The sequence below is a fragment of the Streptomyces sp. HUAS MG91 genome (genome assembly GCF_040529335.1).
In the GTDB taxonomy this organism is placed as follows: Bacteria; Actinomycetota; Actinomycetes; order Streptomycetales; family Streptomycetaceae; genus Streptomyces; species Streptomyces tabacisoli.
Map to the genome: position 1 here is coordinate 4,953,315 of NZ_CP159534.1, position 13,728 is coordinate 4,967,042.

Here is a 13,728-nt window from a genome sequence, read left to right on the forward strand (position 1 = left end):
TCTTCGGCCGGGGGTTATCCCTACCCCCGGTCGCGCCAGGGCAGCTCCGCCGTCACCGTCGTCCCGGCGCCCTCCGGCGAGTCCACGACGAACAGGCCGTCGACCGCGCCGAGCCGCTCCGCGAGACCGGACATGCCGGTGCCCTTGTCGAGGCTCGCGCCGCCGCGCCCGTCGTCCTGGACCTGGAGCATCAGCCGGTCGCCGCTGCGCCACACGTCGACGCTGGCCTGCGTGGCCCGGCTGTGCTTGCTGATGTTCTGCAGCAGCTCGGAGACGGTGAAGTAGGCGATGCCCTCGATCGCCTCGGCGGGCCGGGCCGGCAGGTCGGCCGTCACCTTCACCGGGACCGTGCAGCGGGCGGCGACGGAGGACAGGGCCGCGTCCAGGCCGCGGTCGGTGAGGACCGCCGGGTGGATGCCGCGGGCCAGGTCGCGCAGCTCCTGAAGGGCGAGCTTCACCTCGCCGTGCGCCTCGTCGACCATGAGCGCCGCCGCGTCGGGATCCTCCAGGAGCTTCTCCTTGGCGAGGCCGAGGCCCATCGCCAGGTTCACCAGGCGGGCCTGCGCGCCGTCGTGCAGGTCGCGCTCGATGCGGCGCAGGTCGGCGGCGGCCGTGTCGACCACGACGCCCCGGTCGGACTCCAGCTCGGCGATCCGCGCCTCCAGCTCGTCCGACGGCGACAGCAGCGCGCGGACCATCGCCCGGTCCGCGTTGGCCAGCCCCCGCGCGATGAACGGCAGCACCGGCCACAGCACCAGCAGCGACGGCAGCATCAGCGCGAACGTCAGCACGCTCCACGGCAGCCGGATCACCTCGTACAGCACGGTCCGCCAGCCCACCGGGTCCTTCAGGCCGTTCCACAGCCAGGCGAAGAACCCGCCCGCGTTCCGCACCGGCAGCGGGCTCGGCTCGTCGATCCGCACCCCGAGCAGCGCCCGGGCGCGGGCCCGCTCCGCCCGCCCCAGCAGCCGCGCGCCGCGCAGCCCCGCGGCGATCAGCGGCAGACCGATCACCGTCACCGTCAGCCCGGCGCCGAGCGCCAGCATCGTCACGGCGTACACGAAGCCGACGATCGACAGCGGGAAACTGCTCAGGAGATACGCGATCTCCTTCCAGGTGTGCCGGTCGAGGGCGAGACGCGCCGGCGGCAGCACGGGCCGGCCGGCGTCGGGGCCGTCCGTGGTGTCGGGAGCGTGGAGCGGTTCGGTCATAACCGAAAGAGTGCCCTGCGCGCGACGGGCGGCGCCATGAGGCGGACCGCCCGGGGAGAACGGGGGATAACCCCACCTCGCCGGGCACCCGCACGGCACCGGGCTGCTTACCGTTCCTTTAACAGGCCCTAGACTCCGTGTCCGTACAGATCGTCGAACACGAACCAACAACGAACACGCGAGGGGCGCAGAGACGTGACCGTCATCGCGGCGGACTACTTCCACTCGTACTCGGTGGTCGGGCTGCTCGCCGTCGTCGGCGTGCTCTTCGTCGCCGTGGCCTTCGGCGCGGGACGGCTGCTGCGCCCGGTGGTGCCCACCCCGGAGAAACTCCTCACGTACGAGTGCGGAGTCGACCCCGTCGGCGAGGGCTGGGCGCACACCCAGGTCCGCTACTACGTGTACGCGTTCCTCTACGTGATCTTCGCGGTCGACTCGATCTTCCTCTTCCCCTGGGCCACGGTCTTCGCCGCGCCGGGATACGGCGCGACGACCCTGGCCGAGATGTTCATCTTCCTCGGCTTCCTCGCCGTGGGCCTGCTGTACGCATACAAGAAGGGCGTCCTTACGTGGGCGTGAGTGACGTGGACGTGAGTGATGTGACTTCCTCGGAACCGGTGGCGCTGCCCGATCCCCTGGGCCCGAAGAGGCTGGGCGTGCTCTCGCGCCTGGCGCCCGAGCCGATGAAGGTGGTCCTCAACTGGGGCCGCCGCTACAGCCTGTGGGTCTTCAACTTCGGACTCGCCTGCTGCGCCATCGAGTTCATCGCCGCGTCCATGGCCCGGCACGACTTCATCCGCCTCGGCGTCATCCCCTTCGCGCCGGGCCCGCGCCAGGCGGACCTGATGGTCGTCTCCGGCACGGTCACGGACAAGATGGCTCCCGCCGTGAAGCGCCTGTACGAGCAGATGCCCGAGCCCAAGTACGTCATCTCCTTCGGCGCCTGCTCCAACTGCGGCGGCCCGTACTGGGACTCGTACTCGGTGACCAAGGGCGTCGACCAGATCATCCCGGTCGACGTCTACGTGCCCGGGTGCCCGCCCCGGCCCGAGGCGCTGCTCCAGGGCATCCTCAAGCTCCAGGAGAAGATCGCGCGCGAGTCGCTGGGCGAGCGGTACGCGTCCGCCGACGCGGCGGCGGGGCGTCCCTCGGCGGCGGCGCTGAGCAGCGGCCTCGTCCAGCCGCCCACGCCGTCCGGGGGTGAGCGATGAGCTGGCTGCCGGACCCCGTCGAGGAGCTGTTCGGCGCCGAGGCCACGGCCGAGGAGGCGTACGACCTGCTGACCGTCGACGTCCCGGCCGCGGAGTGGATCGCCGCTCTGGAGACGGCCCGTACGCGCCTGGGGTGCACCTACTTCGACTGGCTGAGCGCGGTCGACGAGCCCACGTGTGTGTGTGTGTGTGTGTGTGTGTGTGTGTGTGTGTGTGTGTGTGTGTGTGTGTGTGTGTGTGTGTGTGTGTGTGTGTGTGTGTGTGTGTGTGTGTGTGTGTGTGTGTGTGTGTGTGTGTGTGTGTGTGTGTGTGTGTGTGTGTGTGTGTGTGTGTGTGTGTGTGTGTGTGTGTGTGTGTGTGTGTGTGTGTGTGTGTGTGTGTGTGTGTGTGTGTGTGTGTGTGTGTGTGTGTGTGTGTGTGTGTGTGTGTGTGTGTGTGTGTGTTTTTTTGTGTGTGTGTGTGTGTGTGTGTGTGTGTGTGTGTGTGTGTGTGTGTGTGTGTGTGTGTGTGTGTGTGTGTGTGTGTGTGTGTGTGTGTGTGTGACGCCGGGTTCCGCGTCTGCGCGCACGTCGCGGCCGTCGCGCCCGGTTCCGTACGCCGTCTGCTGCTGCGCACGACCGTGCCCCACGCGGCGCCGGTGCTCGCGTCGGCGGTCGGCGTGTACGCGGGCGCCGCCTGGCACGAGCGCGAGACGCACGAGATGTTCGGCGTCGACTTCACGGACCACCCGGGGCTCGACCCGCTGCTGCTGCCCGAGGGCTTCGAGGGGCACCCGCTGCGCAAGGACTTCGTGCTCGCGGCGCGGGTCGCGAAGGCGTGGCCGGGCGCGAAGGAGCCGGGCGAGTCCGCGGCGGGGCACGGCGGGCCCAAGCGCCGCCAGATGCTGCCGCCCGGCGTGCCCGACCCGAACGAGTGGGGCCCGCTGAAGGGCCAGCTGCCGCCCGCTCCGGCGCGGCCCGCGCGAGGGGCCGGGCGTGCGGCGGGGGCCGGTACGGGTGCGGGTGCCGGGGCCGCCGGGGAGCGTCCGGCGCGGCGCACCCGGTCGGCCGGCCAGGGCTCCGCGAGCCAGGCCGCGCCCGAGGTGGGCGCGGCGGCACCGGAGACTCCGCAGACTCCGGCGCAGGCGCCGGAACGTCCCGCTCGGCCCGCCCGCCGTACGCGCAGCGCGTCGCAGGGCTCGGCGAGCCAGCGGCCCGAGCCGACGGCGGAAACCGAGCCGACGGCGGAAACCGAGCCGACGGCGGAAACCGAGCCGACGGCGGAGACCGAGCCGACGGCGGAGACCGAGCCGGCGACCGAGGCCGAGCCGTCGCCCGAGTCAACGCCCCGACCCGCGGCGAAGCCCCGTACGAGCGACGCCCCGTGGCACCACGCCAAGCCCGCGTTCGACGAGCGGCCGAAACCGGCACCCGATGACAGCACCGGCACCACGCCGGACGAGCCCGGCACCACCGAAGGAGGCACGCAGTGAACGACGCTCTCGACGTCGCCCTGCGCCTCGTCGTCGTCTTCGTCGCCTTCCTCGTGCTGCCCCTGGTCGTCGGCCAGACCGAGCACAAGGTCATGGCCCACATGCAGGGCCGGCTCGGCCCCATGTACGCGGGCGGTTTCCACGGCTGGGCCCAACTCGTCGCCGACGGCGTCAAGTTCGCGCAGAAGGAGGACGTGGTCCCGGCCGACGCCGACCGCCGCGTCTTCCAGCTCGCCCCCGCCGTCGCCCTGCTGCCCTACCTCCTCGTGCTGCTCGCGATCCCGGTCGGCCCGGGCGACGGCGCGGTCGGCCAGGTCATCGACGCGGGCATCTTCTTCGTGCTCGCGGTGATGGGCGTCGGCGTGCTCGGCGCGCTGATGGCGGGCTGGGCGAGCGCCAACAAGTTCTCCCTCCTCGGCGGCCTGCGCACGGCCGCGCAGCTGCTCGCGTACGAACTGCCGATGCTGCTCGCGGCGGCCTCGGTCGCCATGGCCGCCGGGACGGTCTCGCTGCCCGGCATCCTCGACGCCTTCGAGTGGTGGTGGCTGCCCTGGCAGATCGTCGGCGCGCTCGTCTTCTTCGTGGCGGGCCTCGCCGAACTCCAGCGGCCTCCCTTCGACATGCCCGTCGCCGACTCCGAGATCATCTTCGGCGCGTACACCGAGTACACGGGCCTGCGCTTCGCGCTGTTCCTGCTCGCCGAGTACGCGGGCATCGTCGTCCTGTGCGGCCTGACCACCGTCCTGTTCCTGGGCGGCTGGCACGGCCCGTGGGGCGCCGACGGCCTCGGCTGGGTCTGGACCCTGCTCAAGACGGCGGTCCTGGCCTTCGTCGTGATCTGGCTGCGCGTCTCCTACCCCCGTCTCCGCGAGGACCAGCTCCAGAAACTCTCCTGGACCCTCCTCGTCCCGCTCGCCCTGGCGCAGATCGCGCTCACCGGCATCGTGAAGGTGGCGATCAGCTGATGCCCCCGATCCCCGGCTCCGGCCTCGCCAAGGGCCTCGCCGTCACCCTGCGCACGATGACGAAGAAGACCGTCACCGCGCAGTACCCGGACACCCAGCCCGAACTCCCGCCGCGCACCCGCGGCGTGATCGGCCTGTTCGAGGAGAACTGCACGGTCTGCATGCTGTGCGCCCGCGAGTGCCCCGACTGGTGCATCTACATCGACTCCCACAAGGAGACGGTGCCGCCCGCCGTGGAGGGCGGCCGCGAGCGCTCCCGCAACGTCCTCGACCGCTTCGCCATCGACTTCTCCCTCTGCATGTACTGCGGCATCTGCATCGAGGTGTGCCCCTTCGACGCGCTGTTCTGGTCCCCGGAGTTCGAGTACGCCGAGACCGACATCCACGAACTCACCCACGAGCGCGACAAGCTCCGCGAGTGGATGTGGACCGTGCCGGCCCCGCCCGCCCTCGACCCGGCGGCCGAGGAGCCCAAGGAACTCGCCGCCGCGCGCAAGGCCGCGGAGAAGCTGGCCGCGACACAGGCAGCGCAGGCGGCCGAGGCGGCCCCGGCCGCGCCCGGAGAGGAGAGCACCGGATGACCGGCCCCGCAGCCCTCGCGGCGACGGCCGCCGGCAGCCACGGGTTCCTCTCCCCGACCGGCGTCGAGATCGCCTTCCTCCTCGTCGGCCTGGTCACCTTCGGCGCCGCGATCGTCACCGTCACCACCAGGCAGCTGGTGCACGCCGCCCTGTGGCTGGTCGTCGCCCTCGGCGGCCTCGCCGTCGAGTACCTCCTGCTCACCGCCGAGTTCATCGCGTGGGTGCAGGTGCTCATCTACGTCGGTTCCGTCGTGGTCCTCCTCCTCTTCGGACTGATGCTGACCCGGGCGCCCATCGGCCGCTCACCCGACGCCGACAGCCCCAACCGCTGGGCGGCCCTGACCGTCGCGGCGGCCTCCGCCGCGGCCCTGGTCTGGGTCGTCGTCGACGCCTTCCGCACGACCTGGATCGACCTGGACCACGGCGACGGCCCCGGCAACACGGAGGTCACCGGCTCGGTCCTCTTCCGGCACTGGGTGCTGCCCTTCGAGGCCCTGTCGGTCCTGCTGCTCGCGGCGCTGGTCGGCGCGATCGTCCTGTCCCGCAAGAAGCACGCCGGAGCGAAGGAGGGCGACCGCTGATGCATCTCGCCTATCCCGCAGTCCTCGCCTCCCTCCTCTTCTGCACGGGCCTGTACGGCGTACTGGCCCGCCGCAACGCGATCCTGGTCCTGATGTCGGTCGAGCTGATGCTCAACGCCGTCAACCTGAACCTCGTCGCCTTCGACGTCTGGCTCCGCGACACCCTGCACGCCGGCCAGGCCCTGACCCTGTTCACCATCGCGATCGCCGCCGCCGAGATCGGCATCGGTCTCGCGATCGTCCTCGCCGTGTACCGCAACCGCGGCACGTCGGACATCGACAGGCTCCGCGACGCCGCCGAGCCGCGCGACCCGGACGACGACCCGCACGACCCGTCCGGGGCAGGGGCCGACGAACCCGGCACCGAGGAGAAGGCCGAGGCCACCGCGTGACCACCACGACCCTCGCCGTCCTCGTCCCCCTCCTGCCCTTCCTCGGCGCCGTCGCCGGACTGCTGCTCGGCCGCACCGCGCCCGGATTCGTCCGCCCGCTGGCCGTGCTGCCGACGCTCGCCGCGCTGATCCTGGCCGCGACGGTCGCGCTCCGGCAGGGCGGCGGCTCGGGCAACGGCACCACGGCCCTCGACGCGCACACCGAACTCACCCCGACCGGCTCCGTACCGATCGAACTCGCCCTGCACATCGACGGCTTCGCCGCCCTCGTCGCCGTCCTGGTCGGCCTGGTCGCGACCTGCGTCCAGCTGTACTCGACGGGCTATCTGCGCGACGACCCGCGCTACCCCAGCTACGCCGCGATCGTCTCCCTGTTCACCTCCGCGATGCTGCTCGTCGTCTACACGGGCGACCTGATGGTGCTGCTGGTCGGCTGGGAAGTCATGGGCATCTGCTCGTACTTCCTCGTCGGCCACTACTGGGAGACCCCCGAGGCGCGCGCCGCCTCCCTCAAGGCATTCCTCGTCACGAAGCTCGGTGACGTCCCCTTCCTGATCGGCCTGTTCGCGCTCGCCACGGAAGCGGGCTCCTTCCGCATCACGGCGATCCTGGGCAAGGTCACGAGCCAGGGCGGCCTCGACCACCCGACGCTCATCGCGCTGCTGCTGCTCGCCGGAGTCGCGGGCAAGTCCGCGCAGTTCCCGCTGCACACCTGGCTGCCCGACGCGATGGCGGGCCCCACGCCCGTCTCCGCGCTGATCCACGCCGCGACGATGGTCGCCGCCGGTGTCTACTTCGTCGCCCGCCTCCTCCCGGTCTTCGCCGCCTCGCGGGCGGCCCTGATCGTGCTCGCGGTGATGGCCGGCGTCACCATGCTCGGCTCGGCGCTCGCCGCGCTCGCCCAGGACGACATCAAGCGCGTCCTCGCGTACTCGACGATCGGCCAGCTCGGCTACATGACCGGCGCCCTCGCCGTCGGCGACCGCGGTGCCGCCGTCTTCCACCTCCTCACGCACGGCGCCTTCAAGGCGCTGCTGTTCCTCGCGGCGGGCGTGGTCATCCACGCCGCCGGCACCAACTCGCTGGCCGCGATGTCCCGCATGGGCAACCTGCGGGCCCGCGTCCCCGACGCCTTCTGGACGATGACCGTGGCGCTGCTCGCGCTCGCCGCGATCCCGCCCTTCAGCGGGTTCTTCTCCAAGGAGGCGGTCCTCGGCGCCGCCGAGCACACCGCCACCGGTCACGCCATCGGCGGCCAGCCGATCCCCACCGCGTCCGGCTGGATCGTCCTCGTCGCCGGTCTGTTCACGGCCCTGCTCACCGCCGCGTACGCGACCCGCCTGTGGCTGCTGGCGTTCAACGGCCGCGGGCCCGAGGCCCCCGACCACGGCAGGCAGCCGGTCGTGATGAGCGCCGTGCTGTGGATCCTGGCGATCCCCTCCTTCGCCCTCGGTCTGTCCTTCCTGCGGCTGCCCGACTGGTTCGACGGCCACTCGCTCGCCCCGACGCTGACCACCTCGGTCCTCGGCACCGGATTCGCCCTCGTCGGCGGCCTGGTCACCTACGCGGCCTGGCGGCACACCACCGCGCTGGCGGCCCGCGCCGCGACCCCGATCGGTGCCGTCGCGATCGACACCGAGCAGGGCGACGGCGGGCTCGTCGAGGCCGAGGCCATCGCCAGCCACACCCCGGCCTACGGCGATGTCGCGAGCGCCCCCGACCCGGCCGACCCGGGCCGGCTGCTCCTGGGCCCGCTGCACCGGCACGCCGCCGTCGGCTTCCACCTGGACGCCCTCTACGCGGCGCTCTTCGTCCGCCCCGTCTGGGCCGCCGCCGCACTGGTCGGCTTCCTGGACCGCACGGTCGTCGACACCTATGTCCGCGGCGCGGCCGTGGCCCCCGGACTGCTGGGCCGGGCCGTGCGCCGCGCCCAGACCGGAAACGTGCAGACCTACCTCAGCGCACTGCTCGCAGGCACCGTCGTCCTGGTGGTCGCCGTCGTCCTCGTCGCCACCGCCGGAGCGTGAGCAGCCGTGATCGATATCAGCGAATCCGTGATGCAGTTCCTTCTCGCACTGATCGTCGTCGGCCCGCTCATCGGCGCCGTCCTCGCCCTTCTGCCGGCCCCGCCCGGACTGAAGGGGAAATCCCCGGACCAGGCCGTGCTCCGCCACGGCGTGACCGTGACCGGCGCGATCCTTCTCGCCGCGATCGTCCTCGCGCTGGGCTTCGACCACGACCAGCCGTCCAGGATGCAGGCCACGACGGACATCAGCTGGATCCCGGCGCTGCACGTGCGGATCCACCTCGGCATCGACGGCATCTCCCTCCCCCTCCTGGTGCTCACGGCGCTGCTCACGTTCCTGTGCGCGCTGTACTCCTACTTCAAGAGGCCCGCGGGCCCTTCCCCCAAGGCGTTCGTCGCCCTGATCCTGCTGCTCGAATCGGGCACGCTGGCCACCTTCGCCGTGCTGGACCTCCTGCTCTTCTTCCTCGCCTTCGAGATGGTCCTCATCCCGATGTACTTCCTCATCGCCCGCTGGGGCGGTGCCGAACGGGCCGCGGCGGCCTGGAAGTTCATCCTCTTCACGCTGCTCGGCTCGGTCGTGATGCTGCTCGGTATTCTCCTTATCGGCGTTAAGTCGGGCACGTTCGACATGATGGCACTCGCCACTGACAACGGCCGCGGGCTGAGTACGTCCGTGCAGGTCATCGCCGCTTTGGCGATCGGGATCGGGCTCGCCGTGAAGACCCCGATGTGGCCGCTGCACAGCTGGCTGCCGGACGCCCACACCGCCGCCCCGACCGTCGGCTCGGTCCTGCTCGCCGGTGTGCTGCTGAAGATGGGTACGTACGGGTTCGTCCGGATCCTGCTCCCGATCGCGCCCGACGGCTTCCGCACGTTCGCGCCCTACCTCGCCGCCCTCGCCGTCATCGGGATCGTCTACGGATCGCTGGCCTGCCTGAACCTCGCCAAGCAGGGCGCCAAGGGCGACCTCAAGCGCCTCATCGCCTACTCCTCCGTCGGCCACATGGGCTTCGTGCTCCTCGGCATCGCCTCGATGAGCCCGACCGGCGTGAACGGCGCCCTGTTCGCCAACATCGCCCACGGCCTCATCACCGGCCTGCTCTTCTTCCTCGTCGGCGCCCTCAAGGACCGGGCCGGCACCAGCGACCTCGACACCCTCGCCGAGCAGGGCGGCATGGCCCTGTACGGCAGGGCCCCGCGCCTGGGCGGCCTGCTCGCCTTCGCCGCCGTCGCCTCGCTCGGCCTGCCCGGGCTCGCCGGGTTCTGGGGCGAGATGCTCGCCCTGTTCGGGGCGTTCCGGCCCGCCGACGGGCTCAGCCGCCCGGCGTTCCTCGTGTTCCTGGCGATCGCCGCGTTCGGCACCCTGCTCACGGCCGCGTACATGCTCATCCTGGTCCGCCGGGTCTGCATGGGCCCGCGCCCGCAGCCGACCCCGGCGTTCGCGGACGTGCGGGGGTACGAGTTCGCCGCCTGGACCCCGCTCGTCGCCCTCACCGTCCTCGCGGGCCTGTGGCCCGCCGCCCTGCTCGGCCTCACGAACCCGGCCGTGCAGAAGCTCCTCGCAGGAGGCCTGAAGTGATCGCCGTCGCCGCGCCCTCCGTGGCGTCCCTCGTCCAGTCCGTCGACTGGGTCGCGATCGCGCCGCCCGTGATCGCCGCGGTCGTCGCCCTCGTGGTGCTGGTCGCCGACCTGTTCCTGGGGGAGGCGCGCAAGGCGGTCCTCGGCTGGATCTCCGTCGCGGGCCTGGCCGCCGCCGCGCTCGCGCTGATCCCGCTGATCGGCGACGAACGGTCCACCTTCTGCCTCAAGAACGCCCCGTACGACGCGTGCAGCTTCACGGCGGACCGCTTCACGCTCGTCGTGCAGTTCCTCGTCCTCGCGGGCGCCCTGCTCACCGCGCTGCTGTCGATCAGCACGCTCAAGGACGCGAAGAACGCGAACACGCCGCTCCCCGAAGGGGAGTACTGGTTCCTGCTGCTGTCCTCCGCCGCGGGCGCCGCCCTGCTGCCCGCCTCCCGGGACCTGGCCACGCTCGTCGTCGCCCTGGAGGTGGCCTCGCTGCCCGCCTTCGCCCTGGTCGGACTCAAGCAGGGCGACCGGCGCTCCTCGGACGCCGCCCTGAAGTTCTTCCTGTCGTCCGTCACCGCGACCGCCGTCACCCTCCTCGGCGTGAGCTTCGTGTACGCGACCACCGGCAGCCTGCACCTGACCCGCGTCGCCGCGCAGCTCACCCACGTGGACGGCCAGCTCCACACCCTCGCGCAGGCGGGCGTCGCGCTCACCCTCGTGGGGTTCGCCTTCAAGACGGCCGCCGTCCCGTTCCACTTCTGGGTGCCCGACACCTACGTGGGCGCGCCGCTGCCGATCGCCGCCTACCTGTCGGTCATCGGCAAGGCGGTCGGCTTCTCCGGCCTCATCCTCGTCACCGTCGTCGCGTTTCCGTCCTACGCGGACGTGTGGGGCCCGGCGCTCGCCGCGCTCGCCGCGCTGACCATGACCGTCGGCAACGTCGCCGCCCTGCGCCAGCAGGCCACGCGCGCGTACAGCGCCGTCCGGCTGCTCGCGTGGTCCTCCGTCGGCCAGGCCGGCTACCTCCTGGTGCCGATCGCCGCGGCCGCGTACTCCGACGACCCGCAGAAGTCGATCGGCTCCACGCTCGCGTACGCCCTCATGTACGCGGCCGTGAACCTCGGCGCCTTCGCCGTGGCCGCCCTCGTCGCCCGCACGAAGCCGCTCAACCGCGTCAGCGACTACCGGGGCCTGTACGCCTCGCGCCCGCTCGCCGCGCTCGTCCTGGGCTTCTTCCTGCTGTGCCTCGCCGGTCTGCCGCCCGGCATCATCGGCCTCTTCGCCAAGGTCACCGTCTTCTCGGCGGCCGTCGACGCGGGCCTGGGCTGGCTCGCCGTCGTCATGGCGGTGAACGTCGTGATCGCGCTCTACTACTACCTCCAGTGGACCGCGACCCTCTTCCGCGCCCCCGAGGGCGAACCGGCGGCCTACCGCTTCCCGGCTCCGCTCACCGCCGCGATCGCCCTGACGGCGGTCATCGGCGTGGCCCTCTCAGGAGCTCCACAACTCATCCTCCACTTTGTGGACAGTGGACTGTTTTCGTGACAGGACGACAAGCGGACGGACCTCTTTGGTACGTTTTGGGGTCGCCTGGTTCAGGCATGCACCAGACAACCCCGATACCCAGGAGCAGCACCGTGTTGAGCGGCTTCAAGACATTCATCCTTCGCGGCAACATCATCACCACGGCGGTGGGTCTCGCCGTAGGTACGGCATTCACCGCCCTGGTGACCGCCTTCACCACCGCGTTCATCACGCCGCTCCTGGGATGGGCCACCGGCTCCATAGGCGACTACTCCGACGCGATCTTCGAGATCGACGGTGTGAAGTTCCAGTACGGCAAGTTCATCGACGCCACGATCGCCTTCTTCATCACCGCGGCCGTCCTGTACTTCCTGATCGTCCTGCCGATGATGAAGTTCCAGGCCCGCATCGACCGCAACAAGCCGGTCGACATCAAGGCCTCGATGCGCGACTGCCCGCGCTGCTTCGCCCAGATCCCCGGCATCGCCAGCCGCTGCCCCCAGTGCACCAGCGAGATCGAGCCCGACCAGCAGGCTCTGGAGATCGCGGGGATGCTGCCCGAGCAGCAGGTGCAGGAGAAGGTCTGACCCGCGCGGCCTACCCGTACGGCCTACACGCGGCCCCCGCCCTCCGGCCGCGCACAAGGGAACTAGACCTCCTCGTCTGGCGTTGACCAGTACGGGAGGGTCCACTGGACAGGAACACGCGCGACCCGCGCACCAGTGGCCAGCAAGAGACAGAGCAGTGGGTTCCCCTGCCGCACCACCAGGAGGGCGTACCGTGCACCGCCGGCACAACGGGCTGAAGACCGCCGTACTCCTCGGAGGGCTCTCCGCCCTCATTCTCGTCATCGGGAGTTTCTTCGGTCGTACGGGGCTGATCATCGGCCTCGTCATCGCGATCGGGACGAACGCGTACGCGTACTGGAACAGCGACAAGCTGGCCCTGCGCGCGATGCGGGCCCGCCCGGTCAGCGAGTTCGAGGCGCCCGCCCTGTACCGGATGGTGCGCGAGCTCTCCACGCAGGCCAGGCAGCCCATGCCCCGGCTGTACATCTCGCCCACCGAGGCGCCGAACGCGTTCGCGACCGGCCGCAATCCGCGCAATGCCGCCGTGTGCTGCACGGAGGGCATCCTGCGCATCCTGGACGAGCGCGAGCTGCGCGGCGTCATCGGGCACGAGCTCAGCCATGTCTACAACCGCGACATCCTGATCTCGTCGGTGGCCGGCGCCCTCGCCTCCGTGATCATGTTCCTGGTGAACTTCGCGTGGCTGATCCCGGTCGGCCGTTCCAACGACGACGACGGTCCCGGCATCTTCGGGATGCTCCTGGTCATGATCCTGGGGCCGCTCGCCGCGTCGCTCATCCAGCTCGCCATCAGCCGCTCGCGCGAGTACGAGGCCGACGCCTCCGGCGCGCAGCTGACCGGCGACCCGCTGGCCCTGGCCAGTGCCCTGCGCAAGCTGGACGCGGGGACGAAGCAGCTGCCCCTGCCGCCCGAGCCGCGGATCGAGACGGCGAGCCACATGATGATCGCCAACCCGTTCCGCCCGGGTCAGGGAGTCTCGAAAATGTTCTCCACACACCCGCCGATGGCCGAGCGCATCGCGCGGCTTGAGCAAATGGCAGGAGGCCCCCGCCGGTGAAGACCGTCCTGAACGTCATCTGGCTCGTCCTGAGCGGTTTCTGGCTGTTCCTCGGCTATCTGCTCGCGGGCGCGCTGCTCTGCATCACCATCATCGGCATCCCCTTCGGCATCGCCGCCTTCCGGATCGGCGTCTACGCGCTGTGGCCCTTCGGGTACACCACGGTCGAGCGCCGGGACGCCGGGGCGCCGTCCTGTGTCGGCAATGTGCTGTGGCTGATCCTGGCGGGCTGGTGGCTGGCGCTCGCCCACATCTTCACCGGGATCGCCCTGTGCGTGACGATCATCGGCATCCCGTTCGGCATCGCCAACTTCAAGATGATCCCGATCTCCCTCCTCCCGCTCGGCCGCGACATCGTCCGCACCGACCAGCCGTTCGCCGCTCGGTAGGCAGGTCCGGGTCCGGGCCGCCGCGGATTCCTCGTAACCAGAACTCCTCGCAACCGGAACCGGGCTACTTGTCGTCTTTCAGGGCAGTAGTGGATCAAGGGATCGCGACGTCGTCGCGGAGTCCCTCCACAGCAACGCCCCATGGAAGAGAGGCAGTC

The 13,728-nt window shown here is 70.9% G+C and carries 13 protein-coding genes and 2 pseudogenes; 14 read left to right on the forward strand and 1 reads right to left on the reverse strand.

Annotation, left to right across the window (positions count from 1 at the left end):
• Nucleotides 1–20 precede the first annotated feature (20 nt).
• Entirely contained in the window at nt 21–1,211 is a 1,191-nt protein-coding gene (locus ABII15_RS22580; RefSeq protein WP_353944135.1) for a sensor domain-containing protein, read from the reverse strand.
• Between the two features lie 195 nt (nt 1,212–1,406).
• On the opposite strand from ABII15_RS22580, the gene ABII15_RS22585 reads away from it, so the two are divergent.
• The 14 genes and pseudogenes from ABII15_RS22585 (at nt 1,407) to ABII15_RS22650 (ending at nt 13,570) form a co-directional block, all read left to right on the forward strand.
• Nucleotides 1,407–1,790 carry an NADH-quinone oxidoreductase subunit A gene (locus ABII15_RS22585; RefSeq protein ID WP_353944136.1) on the forward strand — a complete coding sequence of 128 codons (384 nt, stop codon included), beginning with the start codon at nt 1,407–1,409 and terminating at the stop codon, nt 1,788–1,790.
• Nucleotides 1,791–1,795: 5 nt separating this feature from the next.
• Nucleotides 1,796–2,422, forward strand: a complete 627-nt coding sequence (locus tag ABII15_RS22590; protein WP_353947157.1) for an NADH-quinone oxidoreductase subunit B family protein — start codon at nt 1,796–1,798, stop codon at nt 2,420–2,422.
• Nucleotides 2,419–2,595: pseudogene (locus ABII15_RS22595) on the forward strand (NADH-quinone oxidoreductase subunit C); the annotation flags it as partial. The gene ABII15_RS22590 and the pseudogene ABII15_RS22595, both read left to right, overlap by 4 nt.
• Before the next feature lie 374 nt (nt 2,596–2,969).
• Nucleotides 2,970–3,893 (forward strand): annotated as a pseudogene (locus ABII15_RS22600) (NADH-quinone oxidoreductase subunit C); the annotation flags it as partial.
• Nucleotides 3,890–4,858 (forward strand): complex I subunit 1 family protein, encoded by a 969-nt coding sequence (locus ABII15_RS22605; RefSeq protein ID WP_353944137.1) that lies wholly within the window; start codon nt 3,890–3,892, stop codon nt 4,856–4,858. The pseudogene ABII15_RS22600 and the gene ABII15_RS22605, both read left to right, overlap by 4 nt.
• Nucleotides 4,858–5,439, forward strand: a complete 582-nt coding sequence (locus tag ABII15_RS22610) for an NADH-quinone oxidoreductase subunit I (RefSeq protein WP_353944138.1) — start codon at nt 4,858–4,860, stop codon at nt 5,437–5,439. Before ABII15_RS22605 ends, ABII15_RS22610 begins: the two co-directional genes overlap by 1 nt.
• A complete protein-coding gene (locus ABII15_RS22615; RefSeq protein ID WP_353944139.1) occupies nt 5,436–6,020 on the forward strand; it encodes an NADH-quinone oxidoreductase subunit J in 585 nt (194 codons plus the stop codon). Before ABII15_RS22610 ends, ABII15_RS22615 begins: the two co-directional genes overlap by 4 nt.
• A complete protein-coding gene (gene nuoK / locus ABII15_RS22620; protein WP_353944140.1) occupies nt 6,020–6,412 on the forward strand; it encodes an NADH-quinone oxidoreductase subunit NuoK in 393 nt (130 codons plus the stop codon). The genes ABII15_RS22615 and nuoK overlap by 1 nt, the downstream gene beginning before the upstream one ends.
• Entirely contained in the window at nt 6,409–8,439 is a 2,031-nt protein-coding gene (locus ABII15_RS22625; protein WP_353944141.1) for an NADH-quinone oxidoreductase subunit L, read from the forward strand. Before nuoK ends, ABII15_RS22625 begins: the two co-directional genes overlap by 4 nt.
• Before the next feature lie 6 nt (nt 8,440–8,445).
• Entirely contained in the window at nt 8,446–10,020 is a 1,575-nt protein-coding gene (locus ABII15_RS22630; protein ID WP_353944142.1) for an NADH-quinone oxidoreductase subunit M, read from the forward strand.
• A complete protein-coding gene (locus ABII15_RS22635; protein WP_353944143.1) occupies nt 10,017–11,555 on the forward strand; it encodes an NADH-quinone oxidoreductase subunit N in 1,539 nt (512 codons plus the stop codon). The genes ABII15_RS22630 and ABII15_RS22635 overlap by 4 nt, the downstream gene beginning before the upstream one ends.
• A 92-nt stretch (nt 11,556–11,647) precedes the next feature.
• The gene (locus ABII15_RS22640) at nt 11,648–12,121 is read left to right on the forward strand and encodes an MscL family protein (protein WP_353947158.1); all 474 of its coding nucleotides are present in this window, start codon (nt 11,648–11,650) and stop codon (nt 12,119–12,121) included.
• Between the two features lie 193 nt (nt 12,122–12,314).
• On the forward strand, nt 12,315–13,181 hold the full coding sequence (gene htpX / locus ABII15_RS22645; protein WP_353944144.1) for a zinc metalloprotease HtpX: 867 nt from the start codon (nt 12,315–12,317) through the stop codon (nt 13,179–13,181).
• Nucleotides 13,178–13,570 (forward strand): YccF domain-containing protein, encoded by a 393-nt coding sequence (locus ABII15_RS22650; RefSeq protein ID WP_353944145.1) that lies wholly within the window; start codon nt 13,178–13,180, stop codon nt 13,568–13,570. The genes htpX and ABII15_RS22650 overlap by 4 nt, the downstream gene beginning before the upstream one ends.
• Nucleotides 13,571–13,728 lie beyond the last annotated feature (158 nt).